General features: G+C 70.9%; 18 protein-coding genes and 1 pseudogene. 8 read left to right on the top strand and 11 right to left on the bottom strand.

The window, feature by feature from the left end:
• Positions 1-879, top strand: a complete 879-nt coding sequence (locus tag ABZ453_RS02345; RefSeq protein WP_359010711.1) for a deoxyribonuclease IV — start codon at positions 1-3, stop codon at positions 877-879.
• A 77-nt stretch (positions 880-956) separates the two neighbouring features.
• Positions 957-1466, top strand: a complete 510-nt coding sequence (locus ABZ453_RS02340) for a DUF4396 domain-containing protein (protein ID WP_359010709.1) — start codon at positions 957-959, stop codon at positions 1464-1466.
• A gap of 12 nt (positions 1467-1478) precedes the next feature.
• Here the strand turns inward: ABZ453_RS02340 and ABZ453_RS02335 are convergent, their stop codons facing one another.
• Positions 1479-2126 carry a sulfite oxidase-like oxidoreductase gene (locus ABZ453_RS02335; protein WP_359010707.1) on the bottom strand — a complete coding sequence of 216 codons (648 nt, stop codon included), beginning with the start codon at positions 2124-2126 and terminating at the stop codon, positions 1479-1481.
• 174 nt (positions 2127-2300) lie between these two features.
• Between ABZ453_RS02335 and bfr the strand changes: the two genes are divergently transcribed.
• Positions 2301-2780: a bacterioferritin gene (gene bfr / locus ABZ453_RS02330; protein WP_359010705.1), complete on the top strand. Its 480-nt coding sequence runs from the start codon at positions 2301-2303 to the stop codon at positions 2778-2780.
• A 1-nt stretch (position 2781) separates the two neighbouring features.
• Here the strand turns inward: bfr and ABZ453_RS02325 are convergent, their stop codons facing one another.
• The 4 genes from ABZ453_RS02325 to ABZ453_RS02310 form a co-directional block, all read right to left on the bottom strand.
• The gene (locus ABZ453_RS02325) at positions 2782-3024 is read right to left on the bottom strand and encodes a (2Fe-2S)-binding protein (RefSeq protein WP_359010703.1); all 243 of its coding nucleotides are present in this window, start codon (positions 3022-3024) and stop codon (positions 2782-2784) included.
• 134 nt (positions 3025-3158) lie between these two features.
• Positions 3159-4511, bottom strand: a complete 1353-nt coding sequence (locus ABZ453_RS02320; protein WP_359010701.1) for a class II 3-deoxy-7-phosphoheptulonate synthase — start codon at positions 4509-4511, stop codon at positions 3159-3161.
• A gap of 98 nt (positions 4512-4609) precedes the next feature.
• Entirely contained in the window at positions 4610-5302 is a 693-nt protein-coding gene (locus ABZ453_RS02315) for a hypothetical protein (RefSeq protein WP_359010699.1), read from the bottom strand.
• Entirely contained in the window at positions 5299-11670 is a 6372-nt protein-coding gene (locus ABZ453_RS02310) for an RHS repeat-associated core domain-containing protein (protein ID WP_359010697.1), read from the bottom strand. The genes ABZ453_RS02315 and ABZ453_RS02310 overlap by 4 nt, the downstream gene beginning before the upstream one ends.
• Between ABZ453_RS02310 and ABZ453_RS02305 the strand changes: the two genes are divergently transcribed.
• Both ABZ453_RS02305 and ABZ453_RS02300 read left to right on the top strand, forming a co-directional pair.
• Complete coding sequence (locus ABZ453_RS02305; RefSeq protein ID WP_359010695.1) at positions 11669-11857, top strand: trp operon leader peptide; 189 nt, start codon at positions 11669-11671, stop codon at positions 11855-11857. The two genes, ABZ453_RS02310 and ABZ453_RS02305, sit on opposite strands and share 2 nt — an antisense overlap.
• Positions 11858-11971: 114 nt before the next feature.
• Complete coding sequence (locus ABZ453_RS02300; protein ID WP_359010693.1) at positions 11972-13885, top strand: anthranilate synthase family protein; 1914 nt, start codon at positions 11972-11974, stop codon at positions 13883-13885.
• A gap of 11 nt (positions 13886-13896) precedes the next feature.
• Here ABZ453_RS02300 and ABZ453_RS02295 read toward each other — a convergent pair whose 3' ends face one another.
• The 4 genes from ABZ453_RS02295 to ABZ453_RS02280 all read right to left on the bottom strand — a co-directional run bounded on the left by ABZ453_RS02295 (position 13897) and on the right by ABZ453_RS02280 (position 17698).
• Positions 13897-14925, bottom strand: a complete 1029-nt coding sequence (locus ABZ453_RS02295) for a 6-phosphofructokinase (RefSeq protein ID WP_359010691.1) — start codon at positions 14923-14925, stop codon at positions 13897-13899.
• Positions 14926-15034: 109 nt separating this feature from the next.
• The gene (locus ABZ453_RS02290) at positions 15035-15712 is read right to left on the bottom strand and encodes a response regulator transcription factor (RefSeq protein ID WP_359010689.1); all 678 of its coding nucleotides are present in this window, start codon (positions 15710-15712) and stop codon (positions 15035-15037) included.
• Complete coding sequence (locus tag ABZ453_RS02285) at positions 15712-16917, bottom strand: DUF5931 domain-containing protein (RefSeq protein WP_359011164.1); 1206 nt, start codon at positions 16915-16917, stop codon at positions 15712-15714. The genes ABZ453_RS02290 and ABZ453_RS02285 overlap by 1 nt, the downstream gene beginning before the upstream one ends.
• Before the next feature lie 25 nt (positions 16918-16942).
• Positions 16943-17698, bottom strand: a complete 756-nt coding sequence (locus ABZ453_RS02280) for a lysophospholipid acyltransferase family protein (RefSeq protein WP_359010687.1) — start codon at positions 17696-17698, stop codon at positions 16943-16945.
• Positions 17699-17857: 159 nt separating this feature from the next.
• Here ABZ453_RS02280 and ABZ453_RS02275 point away from each other — a divergent pair, with 159 nt between their 5' ends.
• The 3 genes and pseudogenes from ABZ453_RS02275 to ABZ453_RS02265 all read left to right on the top strand — a co-directional run.
• Positions 17858-18637 (top strand): alpha/beta fold hydrolase, encoded by a 780-nt coding sequence (locus ABZ453_RS02275; protein WP_133043095.1) that lies wholly within the window; start codon positions 17858-17860, stop codon positions 18635-18637.
• Positions 18630-19229, top strand: coding sequence for a hypothetical protein (locus tag ABZ453_RS02270; RefSeq protein ID WP_359010685.1), 600 nt, complete (start codon positions 18630-18632; stop codon positions 19227-19229). Before ABZ453_RS02275 ends, ABZ453_RS02270 begins: the two co-directional genes overlap by 8 nt.
• A gap of 157 nt (positions 19230-19386) precedes the next feature.
• Positions 19387-19587 (top strand): annotated as a pseudogene (locus ABZ453_RS02265) (RNA polymerase subunit sigma-70); the annotation flags it as partial.
• 124 nt (positions 19588-19711) lie between these two features.
• Here ABZ453_RS02265 and ABZ453_RS02260 read toward each other — a convergent pair.
• A complete protein-coding gene (locus tag ABZ453_RS02260; RefSeq protein WP_359010683.1) occupies positions 19712-20455 on the bottom strand; it encodes an endonuclease/exonuclease/phosphatase family protein in 744 nt (247 codons plus the stop codon).
• 142 nt (positions 20456-20597) lie between these two features.
• A complete protein-coding gene (locus ABZ453_RS02255) occupies positions 20598-21551 on the bottom strand; it encodes an ROK family glucokinase (RefSeq protein WP_359010681.1) in 954 nt (317 codons plus the stop codon).
• Positions 21552-21573: the final 22 nt, after the last annotated feature.

The raw sequence follows: 21573 nt of genomic DNA, 5'->3' as shown, positions 1-21573 counted from the left end.
GTGAAGAGCCAGTCCCCCTTTCCCTCCCGCAACCCCGTCGGCGGCCATGTCCCGGTGGCCGGCGGACTCCACTCCGTCGGTCTGTCCTACGCGCACGACCTGAAGGCCGAGACCGTGCAGGTCTTCGTCGCCAACCCGCGCGGCTGGGCCACGCCCGCCGGCAACCCTCGGCAGGACGAGGAGTTCAGGGCGGTGTGCGCGGCCGAGTCGATCCCGGCGTACGTGCACGCGCCGTACCTGATCAACTTCGGTTCGCACACCGAGGCGACGGTGGAGAAGTCGGTGGAGTCGCTGCGGCACTCCCTGCGGCGGGGACGGGAGATCGGGGCGCTCGGCGTGGTCGTGCACACCGGCAGCGCGACCGGCGGGCGGGAGCGTGCCGTGGCCCTGAAGCAGGTGCGCGAGCACATGCTGCCGCTGCTGGACGAGCTGACGCACGACGACGACCCCTTCCTGCTGCTGGAGTCGACGGCCGGGCAGGGCGCCTCGCTCTGCTCCCGTACCTGGGACTTCGGGCCGTACTTCGAGGCGCTGGACGCCCACCCGAAGCTCGGGGTCTGCCTGGACACCTGTCACATCTTCGCGGCCGGGCACGACCTGACCGGGCCGAGCGGCATGCACCAGACGCTCGACCTGCTGGTGGACACGGTCGGCGAGGGCCGTCTGAAGCTGATCCACGCCAATGACTCCAAGGACGTCGTCGGCGCGCACAAGGACCGCCACGAGAACATCGGCGCCGGTCACATCGGTGAGGCCCCCTTCCGCGCCCTGATGACCCACCCCGCGACCGTGGGCGTCCCGCTGGTCATCGAGACCCCCGGCGGCAAGGAGGGGCACGCGGCGGACGTGGAGCGGCTGAAGAAACTCCGCGATTCCTGAACTGTTGAGGAATACCCCTGGGGGGTATACGGTTCCTGCTCGGTGCGGGAACCGTCACCTGACATTGGGGGGCAGTCATGCAGCACGAGGCGCACGCACACCACCACGAGCCCGAAACGCACCACCCCGCGACCCACGCCCACCACCAGCCGGCCGCCACCTGGACCATGGCCGCGCAGGCCACCCTGCACTGCCTCACCGGCTGCGCCATCGGCGAGGTGCTGGGCATGGTCATCGGCACCGCGTTCGGCTGGGGCAATCTCCCGACGACGCTGCTGGCGATCGTCCTGGCCTTCTTCTTCGGCTACTCGCTCACCCTGCGCGGGGTACTGAAGGCCGGTCTCGGTCTCCGTGCCGCCGTCCGGGTGGCACTGGCCGCGGACACCCTGTCGATCGCCGTGATGGAGCTGATCGACAACGGCGTGATCGTGCTGTGGCCGGACGCGATGGACGCCGAACTCGGCGATCTGCTGTTCTGGGGCTCACTGGCGATCTCACTGGTGATCGCCTTCGTGGTGACCACGCCGGTCAACAAGTGGATGATCGGCCGCGGCAAGGGACACGCGGTGGTGCACCAGTACCACTGAGGGGTACCGGAGTCAGAGCTCGGGGCCCTCCCCGGGCTCCTCCTGGTAGGAGTAGCGCTGTTCCTTCCAGGGGTCGCCGATGTTGTGGTAGCCGCGCTCCTCCCAGAAGCCCCTGCGGTCGGCGGTCATGTACTCCACGCCGCGCACCCACTTGGGGCCCTTCCAGGCGTAGAGGTGGGGAACCACCAGGCGCAGCGGGAAGCCGTGTTCGGCGGTGAGGAGTTCGCCGTCCTTGTGGGTGGCGAAGAGGGTGCGGTCCGCGGCGAAGTCCGCGAGGCGGAGGTTGGAGCTGAAGCCGTACTCCGCCCACACCATCACATGGGTGACGGTCGGCGCGGGCGGGGCCAGTTCCAGGACCGTACGGGCCGGGATCCCGCCCCATTCGGCACCGAGCATGCTGAACTTCGTGACGCAGTGCAGATCGGCGACGACGCTGGTGTACGGCAGCGCCGTGAACTCCTCGTGGGTCCAGCAGCGCTTCTCGCCGTCCGCGGTGGCGCCGAAGACCCGGAACTCCCAGCGCTCCGGGCGGAACTTGGGGACGGGCCCGTAATGCGTGACCGGCCAGCCGCGCTGCAGCCGCTGTCCCGGCGGAAGCTCGGGCTGAGCTGCTGCTCCTGACTCGCGCGCTCCCGATTCACGCTCCACCGGCTGACCCATGACTCCATCCTGACAGACCGCGAAGGGTGCACCCGACCGGCCCCGCCCAAAAACGGGCAACTGCGACCAAGCATGCACTTACTCACTAAGTGAAGACTTACTGGACGATCATCGTTGCCGGTGCAATCATGCGGCCCAACCTGCCAGTCCCCCCGGTCGGAAGGAGCCTCTGCGATGCAGGGCGACCCCGAGGTCATCGAATTCCTCAACGAGCAGCTCACCGGCGAGCTGACCGCGATCAACCAGTACTTCCTGCACGCGAAGATGCAGGAGAACTTCGGCTGGACGAAGCTCGCGAAGTACACCCGCCACGAGTCGTTCGACGAGATGAAGCACGCCGAAGTGCTCACCGACCGGATCCTCTTCCTGGAGGGACTCCCGAACTACCAGCGGCTCTTCCATGTGCGCGTGGGACAGACCGTCAAGGAGATGTTCGAGGCGGACCGGCAGGTCGAGGTCGAGGCGATCGACCGCCTGCGGCGCGGCATCAAGGTGATGCGCGACAAGGGCGACATCACGTCCGCGAACATCTTCGAGTCGATCCTCGAGGACGAGGAGCACCACATCGACTATCTCGACACCCAGCTGGAACTGGTGGAGAAGCTCGGCGAGGCCCTTTACATCGCGCAGCTGATCGAGCAGCCGGAGAGCTGAGCTAGGCCGCTTCGTCGAGGACGTCGAGGTCCGCGACGGCCGTGAGCACCGGCCGGCCCTGGTCCGCCGCCTCCTGTCGCGGACAGGCGCCACGGCCGAGGATCGCCTGGATACGGCGGACGCACGAACCGCAGTCCGTGCCGGCCTTGCAGGCGGAGGCTATCTGGCGGGGCGTACAGGCGCCGTCGTCCGCGTGCTGCTTGACCTGCGCCTCGGTCACGCCGAAGCAGCTGCACACGTACACGCGGACTCACCTCCCACCAAGAACGATTAGGTGAACCTAACCTTACCCGGCGTCGGAGTACCCCAAAAGTGGGGTGGGGCGCGGATCGTATGTGATCCGCGCCCCACTTCATGTCCCGGTAACAGGCGCTCCCGTCACTGGTCCCTGTACATCTCGGCGACGAGGAACGCCAGGTCCAGCGACTGGCTGCGGTTCAGCCGGGGGTCGCAGGCCGTCTCGTAGCGCTGGTGCAGGTCGTCGACGAAGATCTCGTCCCCGCCGCCCACGCACTCGGTGACGTCGTCGCCGGTGAGCTCCACGTGGATGCCGCCCGGGTGGGTGCCGAGGCCCTTGTGGACCTCGAAGAAGCCCTTGACCTCGTCCAGCACGTCGTCGAAGCGGCGGGTCTTGTGCCCGGAGGCCGCCTCGAAGGTGTTGCCGTGCATCGGGTCGGTCACCCAGGCCACGGTCGCGCCCGAGGCGGTGACCTTCTCGACCAGCTCGGGCAGCTTGTCGCGGACCTTGTCGGCGCCCATGCGGACGATGAAGGTCAGCCGGCCGGGCTCACGGTCGGGGTCGAGACGCTCGATGTACTGCAGCGCGTCCTCGGCCGTCGTCGTCGGGCCGAGTTTGACGCCGATCGGGTTGCGGATCCTCGAGGCGAACTCGATGTGCGCGTGGTCCAGCTGCCGGGTGCGCTCGCCGATCCACACCATGTGCGCGGAGACGTCGTACAGGTGTCCGGTGCGGGAGTCGACGCGGGTGAGCGCCGACTCGTAGTCCAGCAGCAGCGCCTCGTGCGAGGAGTAGAACTCGACCGTCTTGAACTCCTCCGGGTCGGTGCCGCAGGCCCGCATGAAGTTCAGCGCGTTGTCGATCTCGCGGGCGAGCTGCTCGTAGCGCTGGCCGGACGGGGACGACTTCACGAAGTCCTGGTTCCAGGCGTGCACCTGGCGCAGGTCGGCGTAGCCGCCCGTGGTGAAGGCGCGCACCAGGTTCAGCGTGGAGGCGGACGCGTGGTACATCCGCTTCAGCCGCTCGGGGTCCGGGATCCGGGCGGCCTCGGTGAAGTCGAAGCCGTTGACGGAGTCACCGCGGTAGGTCGGCAGCGTCACGCCGTCGCGGGTCTCGGTGGGCTTGGAGCGCGGCTTGGAGTACTGGCCGGCGATCCGGCCGACCTTCACCACCGGCACCGAGGCGGCGTACGTCAGTACGGCACCCATCTGCAGCAGCGTCTTGAGCTTGTTGCGGATGTGGTCGGCGGACACCGCGTCGAAGGCCTCGGCGCAGTCGCCTCCCTGGAGGAGGAACGCCTCTCCCGTGGCGACGGCCGCCATCCGGGCGCGCAGCTGGTCGCACTCGCCCGCGAAGACGAGCGGCGGATACGACTCGAGGTCCGCAACGACTGCGCGCAGAGCCTCAAGGTCGGGGTACTCGGGCTGCTGCGCCGCGGGCAGATCTCGCCAGGTGTTGCCAGCACTCGCGCTGGACTTAGCGTTCACGGTCACGACCTCAACATTACGGGGTCGTGTCATGGGTCCCTGCATCTGCTCATCAAGTGAGACGCATTCCGTTCTCGCCGGCTCACGCTGGGCGACCGCCCCCGTCACCCGTCGAACAGCACCCGCAGCCGCGGCCGGCCCCGCTCGTCCGTGTAGGGCTGCACGCCCGTCGCCTCCCGGTCGCCGCCCTGCATCGCGCTCGCGATGTCGCCGGCGAAGGTCATCGCGACGACCGCCGGGAGCAGGGTGATGTGCTCGACGTCCTCCTCCCCGCCGAGGGCGACCGAGGGCGTGTAGGCCCAGTGCCGGTCCGGCGCGATCGGACCGTGCCGGCGAACCGCCTCGACGACGAAGTGGTCGTAGGGCTCCTTGGCGTTGCGCAGCAGCTCGTCGGCGAGGAACGCCTCGAAGTCGGGGGCGATGACCTCGGGCCGCATCAGCACGCCCTCCAGGAAGTGGACCTCCGGCGCCAGACCGCCGCCGGGCAGGCGGCGGTAGGCGTAGGCGTCACCGAAGGCGGTCCCGCCGAAGATCACGAAGGGCTCGATCCGGTCGTCCCAGGCGAACCGCCAGGTGTCGTACGCGTTCCAGGCGGCGAGGTCGAGCGCCGGCTCGGGGTGACCGAGGCCGAGCAGCCGGAAGGCCCCGTGGTGGACGGTGAATCCGTTGAGCCGGCGCAGGAGTTCGAGGTGGGCGTCGGGGAAGTGCTCGGCGGGCGTGCCCGCCGCCGCCGACGGGCCGGGCGTGGGCCCGACGTGGTCGGCGAGCGACGGGAGTTCCTCGGCGTACGGCGTCACAGTGGCGGTCCTCCGTTGACCGTGTATCCCCGGATCAGTACCCCGACCCGGGAGCCCAGTACACCACCCGCGATGCTGTTGGACTTGCCCGGCATGTCGAGCCAGCCCGCGGGCGGTTGTCCGGTGCCGGACACGGCCGAGTCGGGCACGTGTCCGGCCTGGCCGGAGTACGGCGTTCCGGCCCGGGCCGCGCGCAGGCGCTCGGCACGGCGGGCGGCCTGGGATGCGGCGCCCAGCGGGGTGCCCTTGGTCGGCTGGATGACCTTGGGCCCGTTCTTGGCCAGCCACTCGTTGCTGAGCTTGGCGTACTCGTGGATGGCGTCGATCTCGGCCTGGGTGGTCGCCTTGGTGAGCGGGATGTCGACCAGTTCGCCCTTGGGGGCGCCGCGACCGGCGAGCGACTTGATCCCGTCGGCGGCCGCCTTGCCCAACTCGGCGATCTTGGCGCCGGCCCGGGAGTTGGCGATCGCCCGGCCCGCGGTGGCGGCCTTGCCGGTGATGGCGGAGGCGGCCTTGGAGCTGCCGGAGGCGACGGCCTTGCCGACGGCCGTCTTGGCCACGGCGCCCGCGACCTTGGGGGCGAGGGCCGAGATGCCCTTTCCGACGACTCCGCCGAGGGCGCCCGCCGCGGCGCCGACGCCGACCCTGGTCGCCAGGCCGCCGATCGAGAAGTCGGTCTTGCCCTCGGCGACGTCGACCCCGTATCCGGCGGCGGCACCCGCGGCCCCGGCGACCGCGCCGGCCACGATCAGGCAGCCCACGCCGGTGGAGCAGAGCGCGCCGACCGCGATGCCGACGCCGATGCCGACGGCGACGTCCGCGATCAGCCCCTTGTTGTCCTTGGCCCAGTCCCAGGCCGCCGAGGCGCCTTCCTTGACGGAGTTCCAGACGCCGGACAGGGACCACAGGCCGGTCGGGTCGATGTAGACGACCGGGTTGTTGCTGCCGTACGCGTAGGGGTTGAGGGACTGCGTGGAGGAGCTGTCCACGGCCGGGTCGGGGGAGATGAAGCGGCCGAGGCCCGAGTCGTAGTAGCGGGCGCCGAGGGCGTCGAGTCCGGTGCTGGGGTCCTGGACCTTGCCGAGGAAGCCGTGTTCCGTCGGCGGTGGCGCGGAGCCGGCCCGGATGCTCCCGTACGGGTTGTAGTACGTCCGGGAGACCAGCGAGGTGCCCTCGGGGACGGCGACCTGGGCCGAGCCCTGGATGTCGTTCAGCTGCCAGGTGAGCAGGCCGGTGGGCTGCCGTACCGCGACGGTGACGCCGTCCTCGGTGTAGTAGCGGGTGCCCTTGGCGATGCCGAGGGCGACGGTGATCTCCTGGCCCTCGATGTAGAGGGTGGCGATGCCACCGGGGTTGATCCGCGCCATCCGCGTGCCGTCGGGCGCGTAGACGAAGCCGGTCTTCTCCAGGAGTGCCTTGGTGGCCCCGGCCAGTTCCTGGTCGGCGTTCCAGTCGTACTCGGTGGCGATCAGGCCCTCGGTCTTCTTCTTCAGGGCGCCGTTCGCGTCGTACGCGTAGTGGCTCGCGCCCTGTCCGGTGACCGCGTGCGGATGGTCGGCGTCGTCGTAGGTGTAGGCGTCGGTGTCCAGGAGGCTGCGCCGCGAGGCGATGTTGCCGTCCGCGGTGTACGTCCAGGACTGGTTGAAGCCGGCCGGGCCGTCGTGGGTCAGCTTCGAGTCGCCGTCCGTGCAGCCGGTCTCGTACGTCGTCCAGGCGTGCGCGAGGCGGGCCAGGCCGTCGTAGGCGAAGCAGGTGGCGACGTCCTCGTGACCGCTCTTGTCGGTGATCGAGCTGAGGTTGCCGGCCTGGTCCCAGGAGTAGGTGTCGTCCTGCTTGGCCTCCCAGTCGCCGGTGAGGCCGGTCGTCAGGGTCTGGACCCGGGACAGGCGCTGGGTGTCGCTCTCGTAGCCGTACACGCGGCGCAGGTCGTGGTGCGGGTTGGCGTAGTCCCGTGAGGCGAGCTTGCCGTCGGCGGCGAAGCCGGTGGCGGAGACATAGGGGACGGTGACGTCCTTGCCGGTCAGCGGGTCGGTCTGGACGCCGGTGAGGGTGTCCGGGTTGCCCTGGGCGTCGTAGGAGGTGGTGATCTTCTCGCGCGGGGCGCCGATCACCGCGTCCTGGTAGGCGACGCTCGTCGTGTGGTCGGCGTCGTCGTAGCCGTAGCCGACGCTGTACGACGTCTTGTGCAGGGCGCCGCCGAGGCCGGCCGGGAAGGTCCAGGTGCGGCCGGTGGCACGGCCCCGCGGGTCGTAGCCGTCGACGGCGATCGTGTAGTCCTTGCCGTCGCGGTGGGTGGTCATCGAGGCCGGCTGGCCGATGCCGTTGGGGATGTCGGTGGAGTCGTAGGTCCAGGTGGCGGTCTTCTCGCCGGTGCCGGCCGCGCCGGTCCAGCGGGCGACCGGGCGGTCCAGGGCGTCGTACTCGGTGGACAGGGTCGGGGTGGCCGAGCCCGCCGCGATCGCCTTGGCGTCCCAGACCGCGGTGGTGTTGCCGTTGGCGTCGTACGTGGTGCGGGACTTGCCGGCGTCGGCGTCGTCGCCGGAGACCCGGCGGCCGAGCAGGTCGTAGACGCTGGTGGAGGTGTGTCCGCCGGGGTCGGTGACGGAGGCGACCTGGTCGGCCGGGGTGTAGGTGTAGACGGTGGCCTGCTTGGGGTCGGTGCCCTCCTGCTGGCGGATCTGGCGGCTGCGGGCGTCGGTCCACACGGTGGTGACGGTGCCGCCGGGCGGCGGGGTGGAGCGCACGTGGTCGCCGTAGTAGGCGATGGCGGTGGCCCACAGCTCCTTGCCGTCGCCGTAGCGCGCCGAGCGCACGACACGGCTCATGGAGTCGTAGGTGCGCCGGGTCTCGTCCACCTGGTCGGCGGGGATCGACAGCAGGGCGCTGCCGGACTCGCCCGCCACGACCACGGGCAACGACTCGGCGGCCACGTTGCCGACGTCGTCGTAGCGGGTGTCGATGACGACGGTCTTCTTCGCGTCGCCGGTCGAGGCCGGGGAGACCTCCTGGCTCTGCCGGTCGCGGCCGAGCGAGTCGAGGTACTTCCAGTTGGTCAGGTAGGTGTCGCCGGACTGCAGCTGACGGGTCGTCACCCGTGGTGGCAGCCGGTGTTCCCGGTCCAGGAAGTACGCGTAGGTCTGGGCCGGCGGGGCATCCGCGGCCTGGTCCGCCTCGCGCACGGAGATCAGCCGGCCGAGCTGGTCGTAGCCGTTGCGCTGGGTGTTGCCGTTGGCGTCCTTCACCGCGACCGGCAGCTGGCGGTCGGGGTCGAGGGTGGTGACCTCGGCCCGGCCCAGCGCGTCGGTCTCGGTGACCGTGGCCGGGCGGCCGGTGGGCGGGTCGTAGGCGGTGCGGTCGGTGTTGCCGCGGCCGTCGGTCTCGGTGATCGTGCGGCCGTAGGCGTCGAAGGTCGCCGACGTGCTGACCGTGCCGGACACGGTGTCCGGGCCGCTCGCGGTGACCGCCGCGACCGAGCGCGTGATGTCGCCCTTGGTGATCGCGCCGCCGAGGTCGCCGGAGCCGTCGTAGTACTGGTCCTTGCCGTTGATCAGCGCCTTCGGGTCCGCGCAGCTGCCGGAGTAGGCGCGGACGCGGTAGGGGAAGGCGAGCATCCAGTTGTCGAGGGTGGTGGTCGAGCGGTCGTACGACGTCCTGGTGCAGCGCACGTCGTCACCGGCCGTGTCGAGGACCTCCGTGGCCTGGCCGTAGGTGTCGTAGGTGGTCTTCAGACCGGTGGTACGGGTGCTGCGCTCGCCCGCGTCGGCGATGACCGTCTCGCGGGTCGTCGACTCGTTCTCGACGACGAGGTGCGCGTCGTTGTCGGCGTCGCTCTGTCCCTCCTTCGCCGGGGTGGTGTGCGCGGAGGTGTAGCCGTGCAGGGTGCCGCCGAGTTCGTGGGCGATGGTCCCGTCGGCGTTCACCTGGAACTGGATGCTCTCCCGCTCCTTGCCCTTCAGGTACGGCAGGTCCTTGACCGAGTTGCCCTGCGAGTCGGTGACCTCGACCGACTTGTGGGAGCCGTCGGCCTTCGCATCGCCGTCCATGCCGCGGAAGTTGAGGGAGCGGGTGATCTGGACGGCGCGGCTCGCGGATTCGCCCCGGTAGGACGGGTCGGTCACCTTGGCGACGTCGACGCTGCCGTATCCTCGCCAGTCGCTCCAGGAGCGGCGCTCGGCCTTGGTGACCGGGTCGTCGTCGTGGTGCCAGGCGGGCGTGCCCCGGTAGCGGTATTCGGTGGTCTGCGGGGGCGAGCCGCCGCCGCTGTCGCGGACGGTGACCTTGGTGGTGAGGTACTTGTGCCAGACGCCGAAGCCGGAGGAGGTGCCGTTGGTGCGCCAACCCGGGAAGCAGTCCTGGGTGTTGGAGTCGTAGCGGCCCTCGGGCAGGTCGTCGATCGGGCACGGGTCGGGCTGGCCGTACGTCACGTCGACCCGCCGGCCCAGTTCGTCGACGAACGAGGTGATGCGCAGCTTGCGCATCTCGGGGGCACCGGCGGCCGGGTCGGCGTCGGCCCGGTTGGCGTATTCCTTGCCGGTGAACTCCACGGCCGGAAGCGCCAGTTCACCATCCCCGGCCAGCCCCGTCTGCTGGACCTTGGTGAGCCACAGCATGGCGTCGGTGCCGTCGGAGGGCTTCGGGTAGTCGTACGTGAAGTCCATCCGGTCGACGTCCGTCCAGCCGCCGCCGGCGTCGGACCGCTGGGCCGTCACCGAGCGCAACAGCGCGTTCGTGAAGAACGTCGGCGACTTCTGCTCCTCGCCCGTGCAGTCGCCGCTCGCGCACAGGGAGTCGAGGGGCGCGTCGGGGTACGAGCTCGCGTGGTCGGCGTCGAAGGCCGGGCAGTCGCCGGAGCCGCCCGCGGCCTCGACGCAGCGCAGCCCGGTCGTGAAGTGCATCCGGGCCGGGGCCTGTTGCTCCTCGGCGCCCGAGCGCTGCGAGTAGACGATGTCCTTGAGGTGGCCGCCGCGGACGTACGAGGTCGACTTGTCCGGGTCGCCGTTGCGGGCGTAGCGGTTGGTCTCCTGGTCGTAGAAGTACGTGTTGGAGTTGCCGTGCGCGTCCACGACACCGTCGAGGTTCCAGCGCCAGGCCTGGGTGCAGTACGAGTCCTCGACACTGCCCTTGTGGCAGGGCTCGCCCTCGTCGTCGCCGAAGACGGGCACGGTGTAGACGGAGTCGGTGGCCGTGCCGGTGGCGGCCTGCTTGCCACGGCCGAAGGTGTACCGGGTGCCCTGGGGCGTGGTCACGACCCAGTACTCGCCGTCGTTGTCGCCGTTCTCGGCGCCGGTCCTGTGCTGGATGCGCCAGCCCGGGTCGTCCTGCGCCCGCCAGGTGTCACCGCCCGCGGCCGTGTCCTTCACCAGCGAGGACGAGGTGCCCTGGAGGGAGATGCGGTACTCGTCGCCGGCCCAGCACAGGTCGCCGGTGTCGCCGCCGTCGTCGGCACAGCCGTTGTAGCGGCGCTCGATGTAGGGGAGGGCGAGGTCCCAGCCCTGGCCGACCCAGGACGGCTGGTTGTTCTCGGCGGCGACCATGCCGTCGACGGCCTGCGAGGAGTAGCCGAGGTTGATGTCGGGGGCGTCGCCCGCGATCGCGGGGACCTGCGGCAGCGGCAGCGACCAGGAGAAGTCGCCGGAGCTGAGGCCGACCTGCCACTTGCTGGACGAGGCGAGCTTGGTGGCGGTGGCGGAGCCCGTCTCGCCGTCCGGGGCGGCGGCGACCACGAAGACGGTGTCCGGGTCGGCGGCCAGCTCGGCGGAGAGGGTGTGCGTGGTGAGGTCGACACGGCTCTTCACCGGGGCGCTCCGCGCGCACTTCGCCGCCCGGGGCGTGGTGAGTGCGCACGCGGGCTTGGCGATCAGCCGCAGCCGGGTCTCGAAGTCGGCGCCGAAGGCCTGCCGGAAGCCGGAGGTGTCCACACGGACGCCGACGCGGTCGGCGGCATCGGCCGCCTTCAGGGTGAACGCCGTTGCGTGACCGCCGAGTTGGCGGGCCTTGGCGTTGTCGTACGTCCGCACGTCGACGGTGTCGGGAGCGGCGGTCCGGCTGCGGGGCGCGGTGACCGAGACGGCGGTGTCGGCCACGCGGGCCGGCTCGGCGCCGACGGCAACGTTGTCCTCGCCGGACTTGGGCCAGGTGACCTTCGCGGCCCGGGCCGCGGCGAGCGGTCTGCCCTTCGGGTCGGTGGGTCTGGTGTCGAGCCGGGCGCCGGCCCGGATCTCGGTGCGGTCGATCGTGGTCACGGATCGTTCCGCGTCGGCCACCGAGGTGGCCCCTCCCGGTGCGGCCTCGGCGACCGCCGGCGGTAAGCCGGACAGGCCCAGGGCCAGGACCACCGCGGCGACGCAGGATGACCGGAAGCGCTTCATGATTCCCCCTCCACCCGTAAGGCCACAAGCGTCACGAGAGGGGCATGGGCACGTCAAGAAAGAGTCTGAGGCATTCCTGAGGTGTTCCTGTGAAGGTCAACTCGCGGGCCGATGGTGTAAAGTCCGCCGCATGTTCGCGCACTCGACCCAGAACTGGTGGTGGACCGCTCATCCGGCGGCCCACTGACTGCGCGTACGCAAGACTTCGCGAAGGCCGCCCGAGGGGCGGCCTTCGGCGTTTCCGGGGTCCGTTCCTCCCAGCGATTCCCAGTGAATCCTCCAGCGAGAAGGAACCGGACCCATGCAACTGCTCGACCTGCTCGACGATCCCCGCCCCTTCGCCCTGCTGCGCCGCCGCACGCCGGGCCACGACGAGAACACCCTGGAGCTGTTCCTCGGCCCGGTCACGTCCTACGACCGCCTCGCCGATCTTCCCGACGAGGGGCTCGCCCTGGTCCCCTTCCGCCAGATCCGCGAGCGGGGCTTCGACGTCCGCGACGACGGGACGCCGCTCGCGGTGCTGACGCCCGAGGAGACGCACACGCTGCCGCTGCGGGACGCGCTGGCCCAGCTCCCCACCCATGACGTCCGTGTCGAGCGCGGCGGGTTCGACGTCGACGACGCCGAGTACCGCGAGATCGTCGGGCGGGTGCTGCGGGAGGAGATCGGCCGCGGCGAGGGCGCGAACTTCGTGATCCGGCGGACGTACGAGGGTCGGATCCCGGGGTTCTCCCGCGCCGACGCGCTCGCGCTGTTCCGCCGGCTGCTGGAGGGCGAGCGGGGCGCGTACTGGACGTTCGTGGTGCACACCGGAGAAGGAAAAGGGCCCGAAGGGCCTTCCTTGGAAGGGCGGGGGCGGGAGACGGGTGGGCGCACGCTGGTCGGCGCCAGCCCGGAGGTGCATGTGCGGATGTCCGGCGGCACGGTCGTCATGAACCCGATCAGCGGGACCTACCGCTATCCCGCCGAGGGCCCGACGCCGGAGCATCTGCTCGGCTTCCTCGCCGACGGCAAGGAGATCGAGGAGCTGTCGATGGTCGTCGACGAGGAGCTCAAGATGATGTGCACCGTCGGCGACATGGGCGGGGTGGTGGTCGGCCCGCGGCTGAAGGAGATGGCCCATCTCGCGCACACGGAGTACGAGTTGCGCGGGAAGTCCTCGCTGGACGTCCGGGACGTCCTGCGCGAGACCATGTTCGCGGCGACCGTCACCGGCTCCCCCGTGCAGAACGCCTGCCGGGTCATCGAGCGCCACGAGGTCGGCGGGCGCGGCTACTACGCGGGCGCGCTCGCGCTGCTCGGCCACGACTCCGGCGGCGCCCAGACCCTCGACTCCCCCATCCTGATCCGGACCGCCGACATCGACGCCGACGGCCGGCTGCGCGTGCCGGTCGGCGCCACCCTGGTCCGCGGCTCGGACCCGGTGAGCGAGGTCGCCGAGACCCACGCCAAGGCCGCGGGAGTGCTGGCGGCCCTGGGCGTACGTCCGTCACGGCCGCGTGCGGAGCGCGCGCGCGTACGTCTCGCCGACGACCCACGCGTGCGTGCCGCGCTCGACGGCCGCCGGGCCTCGCTCGCCCCCTTCTGGCTGCGGATGCAGGAGCGGGCCGAGGAGCTGACCGGTCATGCCCTGGTCGTCGACGGCGAGGACACCTTCACGGCGATGCTCGCGCACGTGCTGCGCTCGGGTGGACTCGAGGTCACCGTCCGGCGCTACGACGAGGCGGGCCTCGAGGCAGCCGTTCTCGCGCACGAGGGACCGGTCGTGCTGGGCCCGGGGCCCGGTGATCCCGCCGACCTGGAGGACCCCAAGATGCGCTTCCTGCGGAAGCTGACCGCCGAGGTGATCCGGGGCCACCGGCACGGCGTCCTCGGCGTCTGCCTCGGCCACGAGCTGATCGCGGCCGAACTGGGCCTGGAGATCGTGCGGAAGGAAGTGCCCTACCAGGGGGCGCAGACCACGATCGACCTGTTCGGACGGGAGGAGACCGTCGGCTTCTACAACAGCTTCGTGGCGCGCTGCGAGGACGAGGTGGCGGAGGAACTCGCCGCGCACGGCATCGAGGTGAGCCGGGCCGGCAACGGCGAGGTGCACGCCGTGCGCGGCCCGGGGTTCGCGGGGGTGCAGTTCCACCCGGAGTCGGTGCTGACGCTGAACGGGGCGGTGCTCGTGCGGGACCTCGTCGGCCGGCTGCGCACGAGCACGTTGTCCTGACCCGGCGGACGTCAGCCGAAGAAGACGCCGACCTCCTCGTACAGCTTCGGGTCCACGGTCTTCAGTCTGGCCGTGGCCTCCCCGATCGGGACGCGGACGATGTCCGTGCCGCGCAGGGCGACCATCTTGCCGAAGTCGCCGTCGCGGACGGCGTCGATGGCGTGCAGGCCGAAGCGGGTGGCGAGCCAGCGGTCGAAGGCGCTCGGGGTGCCGCCGCGCTGGATGTGCCCGAGCACGGTGGTGCGGGCCTCCTTGCCGGTGCGCTTCTCGATCTCCTTGGCCAGCCACTCGCCGACGCCGGACAGGCGCACATGCCCGAAGGAGTCCAGCGACTCGTCCTTGAGGACCACGTCGCCGTCCTTGGGCATGGCGCCCTCGGCGACGACCACGATCGGCGCGTAGGAGGCCTTGAAGCGGGAGGTGATCCAGGCGCACACCTGGTCCAGGTCGAAGCGCTGCTCCGGGATGAGGATGACGTTGGCGCCGCCCGCGAGGCCGGAGTGCAGGGCGATCCAGCCGGCGTGGCGGCCCATCACCTCGCAGACCAGGACCCGCATATGGGACTCGGCGGTGGTGTGCAGCCGGTCGATGGCCTCGGTGGCGATACCGACGGCGGTGTCGAAGCCGAAGGTGTAGTCGGTGGCGGACAGGTCGTTGTCGATGGTCTTCGGCACGCCGACGACCGGGACGCCGTACTCGTCGGTGAGGCGGGCGGCGACGCCGAGGGTGTCCTCGCCGCCGATCGCGATGAGCGCCTCGACCTCCAGCTTGGCGAGGTTCTCCTTGATGCGCCGGATGCCGTTCTCCTGCTTGAGGGGATTGGTGCGCGAGGAGCCGAGGATGGTGCCCCCGCGGGGCAGGATGCCGCGCACGGCGGGGATGTCGAGGCGGACGGTGTCGCCCTCCAGAGGTCCTCGCCAGCCGTCCCGGAAGCCGACGAAGTCGTAGCCGTACTCCTGCACGCCCTTGCGGACGACGCCCCGGATGACGGCGTTGAGCCCGGGGCAGTCGCCGCCTCCGGTCAGTACTCCGACCCGCATGGAAATGTCCCTTCGCCGCGGTTGCCTGGTGACAGCCACGCTAATGGTGATCCACGTCACAGAGGGATGGGCGGGACCGGCAATTCCGGTGAATCAGCGGGCGATTGGTTTACTCGTCGTCAAGTCCGCGCTCTATGGCGTATCGAACGAGTTCCACCCTGTTGTGCAGCTGGAGCTTGCCGAGGGTGTTCTGGACGTGGTTCTGGACCGTGCGGTGGGAGATGACCAGGCGTTCGGCGATCTGCTTGTAGCTCAGGCCCTTGGCCACCAGGCGCAGCACCTCGGTCTCGCGGTCGGTGAGCTGCGGCGCCCCCGGCTCGTCGGTGCCGGGGGCGGGCGCCGGTTCGGAGGCGAGGCGGCGGTACTCGCCGAGGACCAGTCCGGCCAGGCCCGGCGTGAACACCGGGTCGCCGACGGCGGTACGGCGCACCGCGTCCAGCAGTTCCTCCGTGGACGCCGACTTCAGCAGATAGCCGGTCGCGCCGGATTTCACGGCCTCCAGGACGTCGGCGTGCTCGCCGCTCGCGGACAGCACGAGAACCCGCAGGGCCGGGTTGTGCCCGACGAGTTCCTTGCAGACCTGGACGCCGGGCTTGGCGGGCAGGTTCAGGTCCAGGACGAGGACGTCGGGGCCGGCGGCCTTGGCGCGGCGCACGGCCTGGTCGCCGTCCCCGGCGGTGGCGACGACGTCGAAGCCGGACTCGGCCAGGTCGCGGGCGACGGCGTCGCGCCACATGGGGTGGTCGTCGACCACCATGACCTTGATCGGGTCCTGCCGCTCGCTCATCACCGCTCCGCCTTCACGCTCTTGGGTACCTTCAGTTCGACCTCCGTGCCCTGCCCGGGCACCGAGATCAGCTCGGCGCTGCCGCCGAGGTCGCGCAGCCGGCCGCGGATCGACAGGGCGACCCCGAGCCGCCCCTCCCCCTCGGCCTGGGCGAGCCGCCCCTCGGGGATGCCGGGTCCGTCGTCCCGTACGGTCACCACGACCTCGCCGGGTTCGTCCTCGACGAGGATCCACGCACGCGCGTGCTCGCCCGCGTGCCGGCGGACGTTGTCCAGGCAGGCGCCGACGGCCGCGGCCAGTTCCCGCGCGGCGGCCGACGGCAGCGGGACCGGCGCGCCGGGCTCGGCGAAGCTGACCTTGGCGGCCGCGTACGGGGCGAGGAGGGTCCGCAGATCGACGGGACCGTCCTCGTCGGGCTCGTCCACGGCGCGTACGACCGCGCCCTCGGCCGCGTCCTGAGAGGCGCGGGAGACCGGGAGCAGCCCGGCGGAGACCAGGGTGCGCAGGGCGACCTCCTGCTCGCCCGCCATCCGGCCCAGTTCGGCCGCCTCGCCGCCGATGACCAGGCCCCGGCGCTGCACCATGGCCAGCACCTGCAGGACCCCGTCGTGGATGTCCCGGGCGAGCCGCTCCCGCTCCCTCGTCGCGGCCTCGATCTCCAGGGCGCGGGCGAGGGTGCGCTCGGAGGCGCGGGCCACCTCGACGACGTAGCCGATGGCGATGGAGGCGACCCAGACCAGGATGACGTTGTGGACGGTGTCGCGGGCCGGGGCGCCGCGCTCGATGAGGTTGGCGGCGGCGACCGGGGTGGAGGCGAACGCGGCCCAGCGCCAGCCGCCCTTGATGGCGTAGGCGAGGACCGATCCGGCGGTCCATATCGACGGCAGGGTGGGACCGCCGCTGTGGATGTGCGCGTCGTCGGCGGCCAGCGGGGTCAGCAGGATGCCGGTGAGGGCGATGGCGAGGTCGACGGCGAGGAAGCGCTTGGTGCAGGCGGCCGCGTTCTGCACGCGGGGCAGGGTGGCGAGGGTCCAGACGAACAGGACGCAGTAGTAGACGATGGCGACGCCGGGGCGGTCGTACTCGTCGTAGGCGGTGGCGAACAGCCCGACCGCGTACAGCATGGTGAGCACCCGGTACGCGGTCAGCGCCCGCCACAGCGGCTGCTCCACGGACATCTTCAGCACGCGCTCGCGCTTGGCCAACTCCCCCACCCCCACAGCCAGGAGCCTAAGCCCCGGACTTGTCCTTCTTGGCCTGTTCCCTGGCCTCTTCCTTGGCTTGTTCCTTCTCGGCCTTCGCCGCCTCCGCGATCTGCCGCTTGGCGGCGGTGGCGTATATGTCGACGTACTCCTGGCCCGAGAGCTTCATGATCTCGTACATGACCTCGTCGGTCACCGCGCGCAGCACGAAACGGTCGTGCTCCATCCCCTGGTAGCGGCTGAAGTCGAGGGCCTTGCCGATGCGGATGCCGGGACGCATGATCTTGGGCATGACCTTGCCCGGCGGCTGGATCTTCTCGGTGTCGATCATCGCGACCGGGACGACCGGGGCGCCGGAGGCGAGCGCCAGGCGCGCGAGGCCGCCGGGCTTGCCCCGGTAGAGGCGGCCGTCGGGCGAGCGGGTGCCCTCCGGGTAGATCCCGAACAGCTCACCGCGCTCCAGGACCTCCAGGCCGCTCTTGATGGCGGCCTCGCCCGCGCCGCGCGCGCCCGAGCGGTCCACCGGGAGCTGGCCGACGCCCTTGAAGAAGGCGGCCGTCAGACGCCCCTTCACACCGGGCGTGGTGAAGTACTCGGCCTTCGCGATGAAGGTCACCTTGCGGTCGAGGACCGCGGGCAGGAAGAACGAGTCCGAGAAGGACAGGTGGTTGCTCGCCAGGATCGCCGCGCCCTCGGCGGGCACGTTCTCCAGGCCCTCCACCCAGGGCCTGAAGGTGACCTTCAGCGGTCCCCCGATAGCGACCTTCATCGCGCCGTACAACAACCGAGTGCCTCCTGTTTGTCGTCGATCAGACCTTAACCCGCCCCGCGCGCAAAGGAGCCGACGGCCCTGGTCGGTGTCAGTGCCGTCGCGTACGGTGAAGCACATCTGGACTTCACGTCACTCTCATGAACCGTCCCTCTCATGAACAGGAGACCGATGGTGCCGGTCCTTCCTGGAGCCGAACCGTTCCGCCACGAGGGCGGGGAGGTCGGCGTCCTGCTCTGCCACGGGTTCACGGGCTCGCCCCAGTCGCTGCGCCCGTGGGCGGAGTACCTCGCCGAGCACGGCCTCACGGTGTCGCTGCCGCTGCTGCCGGGGCACGGCACCCGCTGGGAGGACATGCAGCTCACCGGCTGGCAGGACTGGTACGCGGAGGTGGACCGCGAGCTGCGCGCCCTGGGCGAGCGCTGCGAGCGGGTCTTCGTGGCCGGTCTGTCCATGGGCGGCGCCCTGGCGCTGCGGCTGGCGGCCCGGCACGGTGACGCGGTCAGCGGCGTCGTGGTCGTCAACCCGGCGAACAAGGTGCACGGCCTGTCCGCGTACGCCCTTCCGGTGGCCCGTCATCTCGTCCGTACGACGAAGGGGATCGCCAGCGACATCGCCCTGCCGGGCAGCGCCGAGCTGGGGTACGACCGGGTGCCGCTGCACGCGGCGCACTCCCTGAGGAACTTCTTCCGGCTGGTCGACCGCGAGCTGCCGCAGGTCACCCAGCCGCTGTTGCTGTTGCGCAGCCCGCAGGACCATGTGGTGCCGCCGGCCGACTCCGCGCGCGTGCTGAGCCGGGTCTCCTCGCGGGACGTCACGGAGATCCTGCTGGAACAGAGCTACCACGTCGCGACGTTGGACCATGACGCGGACCGGATTTTCGAGGAGAGCCTCGCGTTCATCGGCCGGCTCGCACCCAGTGTCGGTAAGGAAGGGACGGCCGCTGGTGGCTGAGCACGACTCGGATCGCGAGGACCGCGAGCCGGAGGAGCAGGGCGTCCCGTTCGACGAGGACGCCGCGTGGGCCGCGATCGTCGCCGGTTACGGCGAGGAGCCGAAGGACCCACCGGGCACGAAGCCGTTCAAGTCGGTCGAGGACCTGGCCCTGCTGGAGCCGGAGACCAACGACGAGAAGCCGGCTGACGACAAGGCGGACAGGGGAGAGAACGGGGACAAGGAGGAGAAGCAGAGCAGACCCGCGGGTCCGCTGGGCAGCTCCATCTCCTTCGCGCCCGGCGTCGGACCGCGCGACTATTCGGCCCGGGAACCGTCCGAGGACGACTTCGACGAGGACGACGAGGGGCACTTCGTCCCGCCGGAGCCGCCGCCGCTGCCCGACGCCGACGTCACCGCCAAGTTCGCCTGGCTGGGCGTCATCGGCGGCCCCGTGCTGGTCCTGTTGGCCGTGCTGTTCGGCTGGGACATGACCTGGTGGCTCACCACACTCGGTATCGGCGGCTTCCTGGGCGGCTTCGCCACGCTGGTGATGCGCATGCGCACGGACGACGACGAGCCCGAGGACCCGGGCCGCGGCGCGGTGGTCTGACTCCCACCGGCAAACGATCGAGGGCCCGCCCGGAAGATGCGTCCGGGCGGGCCCTCGTGTGCGTGATGGAACCCGATCCGCCGCTGCGGCGAAGGAGAGGTGACCACACGAAGCAGCCCAAGCCTTCGAGGCGTTGACACCACAGAAAGGAGCCCCGATGACCGTCGGACCGGGCGTCGGCACCCGCGCGGAGGATCGCGAAGAGAGTGACGCCCGTGTGATCGAGCGGTCCCGGGACGAGCCCGAGCTCTTCGCCGTCCTCTTCGACCGGTGCACCGACGCCGTGCACCGCTACACGGCCCGGCGGCCCGGCACGGAGGCGGCGGAGGACGTGATGGCGGAGACCTTCGTCACCGCCACCAGGACTCCGGGCCGCCGCGTACGTCCGGTGCCGGCAAGGACAAGAAGACGTACGTCCAGCTGCCGTACCTGGACAGCTGGGCGGTCGTCGACAAGGTGAAGGTGCGGCCCGTCGCCGGGAGCTAGGCGGGGATCCTGAGGGCGGCCAGGACCGGGAGGTGGTCCGTGGCCGCCCTCAGGTCTGTCTCGGTGACGCCGGGGAGGCCGAGCGGGACGCCCGCGCCGAGCACCTCGATGCCCTTGGTGGCGAAGATCGCGTCGATGCGCTGGAACGGGGTGACCGGGGTGAAGGTGTACTCGCTGCCCCAGGGGGCGGTCGTCCAGCAGTCCTGGAGGTCGGCGGCCAGGCGCTGGAAGGTGCGGCCGGTGGGACGGTCGTTGAGGTCGCCGCCCGCGATGGCATGGTCCACACCGAGGCCGGCCAGCCGGTCCAGGAGCATCCCGGCCTGGTCGTAGCGCTCGTTCTGCTCGAGGGAGAGGTGGCAGCTCAGCACGCCGACGCGGACGCCGCCGAAGCGGACGACCGCGGTGGCGAAGCCGCGTCGGTGCTGACCGGGAGTGAGCGGGAGCAGGACGTCTTCCGTGCGCTCGACGGTGGCCCGGAGGCCGCAGAGGATCGCCGGGCCCGCGGCGGTGCCGCCGCCGGTGAGGATGACCAGGCCGGAGGCCGAGGCCAGACGGGCGAGCTTCTTGCGCCAGCGGAAGAAGCGCGGGGCTTCCTGGATGAGGACCAGGTCGGGGGCGCAGGCGGTGATGACGCGGGCGAGAGCGTCGGTGTCGTCCCGCATCGAACGGATGTTGTAGCTCAGGACGCGGAGGACGGCTGAACCGTCGGCCTCGGTGCGGGAGTTCGGGAGCGGCTCCATGTGGATCAATCTACGCCCCAGGGCGCGGGGTGCGAGGCTTGTGGGCGGCCAACCGTGTGCGCGGCCGGGCGCGCCCACGCGGCGAAGCCGCGCGTCGACACAGCCCCGCGCCCCCTGACGGGCGCGTTCACGAACCGTCCGACTACATGATCGGGTCGGGTTCGCGGGCCAGGTCCGCGGCGCCCACCATGCCCGCCTCGTTGCCGAGCCGGGCGGCGATCACGTCGGCCACCGGGCGCCAGTTGCCGCCCACCAGCCAGCGCTTGTAGGACTTGCGGATCGGGTCGAGGACCAGTTCGCCCTCGTCGGAGAGGCCGCCGCCGACGATGAAAGCGGACGGGTCGAACAGGGAGGCGAGGTCGGCGAGACCGGCACCGGCCCAGCGGGCGAGTTCGCGGTAGGAGTCGACGGCGACCGGGTCGCCCTGCCGGGCGGCCATGGAGATGTGCTTGCCCTCGATGCCCTCGGGGGTGCCGTCCCCCAGGCCGAGCAGGATCTCGGCGTTCTCGGGGGTGGCGTTGGCGCGCTGCTTGGCGTATCTGACCAGGGCGCGTCCGGAGGCGTACTGCTCCCAGCAGCCCTGCGAGCCGCAGCCGCACAGCAGGCCGTCCGGGACCATCCGGATGTGCCCGAACTCGGCGGCGACGCCGAAGTGGCCGCGGCGCAGCTTGTTGCCGATGATGATGCCGCCGCCCAGGCCGGTGCCGAGCGTGATGCAGATGACGTTGCGGTGGCCCTTGCCGGCGCCGAACTTGTACTCACCCCACGCGGCGGCGTTGGCGTCGTTCTCCACTACGACCGGGAGGCCGACGCGGGCCTCGACCTTCTTCTTCAGCGGCTCCTGGCGCCAGTCGATGTTCGGTGCGAAGTAGACGGTGGAGCGCTGCCGGTTCACGTAACCGGCCGCACCGATGCCCACGCCGACGATCTCGTGCCCGGCGCGCGCCCCCTCGACGGCGGAGGCGATGGCGTCCACGATGCCGTCGGGCGTGCCCGGGGTCGGCACCTTGAAGGTCGAGAGGATGTTGCCTTCCTCATCGACCACGCCGGCCGCGATCTTCGTGCCGCCGATGTCGACGCCGATGGTGAGTCCCATGAATCCCTCAGTTTCGGTCGAG

The organism is Streptomyces sp. NPDC005799 (assembly GCF_040630525.1).
GTDB classification, from domain to species: Bacteria; Actinomycetota; Actinomycetes; order Streptomycetales; family Streptomycetaceae; genus Streptomyces; species Streptomyces griseorubiginosus_B.
This window is presented reverse-complemented; position numbering and strand designations above follow the sequence as displayed.

Excerpts from the sequence above, each read along its gene's own strand:
- ABZ453_RS02310 (WP_359010697.1), bottom strand. The coding sequence starts at position 11,670 with ATGAAGCGCTTCCGGTCATCCTGCGTCGCCGCGGTGGTCCTGGCCCTG.
- ABZ453_RS02335 (WP_359010707.1), bottom strand. The coding sequence starts at position 2,126 with ATGGGTCAGCCGGTGGAGCGTGAATCGGGAGCGCGCGAGTCAGGAGCA.
- ABZ453_RS02300 (WP_359010693.1), top strand. The coding sequence starts at position 11,972 with ATGCAACTGCTCGACCTGCTCGACGATCCCCGCCCCTTCGCCCTGCTG.
- ABZ453_RS02260 (WP_359010683.1), bottom strand. The coding sequence starts at position 20,455 with ATGGAGCCGCTCCCGAACTCCCGCACCGAGGCCGACGGTTCAGCCGTC.
- ABZ453_RS02340 (WP_359010709.1), top strand. The coding sequence starts at position 957 with ATGCAGCACGAGGCGCACGCACACCACCACGAGCCCGAAACGCACCAC.
- ABZ453_RS02295 (WP_359010691.1), bottom strand. The coding sequence starts at position 14,925 with ATGCGGGTCGGAGTACTGACCGGAGGCGGCGACTGCCCCGGGCTCAAC.
- bfr (WP_359010705.1), top strand. The coding sequence starts at position 2,301 with ATGCAGGGCGACCCCGAGGTCATCGAATTCCTCAACGAGCAGCTCACC.
- ABZ453_RS02290 (WP_359010689.1), bottom strand. The coding sequence starts at position 15,712 with ATGAGCGAGCGGCAGGACCCGATCAAGGTCATGGTGGTCGACGACCAC.
- ABZ453_RS02255 (WP_359010681.1), bottom strand. The coding sequence starts at position 21,551 with ATGGGACTCACCATCGGCGTCGACATCGGCGGCACGAAGATCGCGGCC.
- ABZ453_RS02305 (WP_359010695.1), top strand. The coding sequence starts at position 11,669 with ATGATTCCCCCTCCACCCGTAAGGCCACAAGCGTCACGAGAGGGGCAT.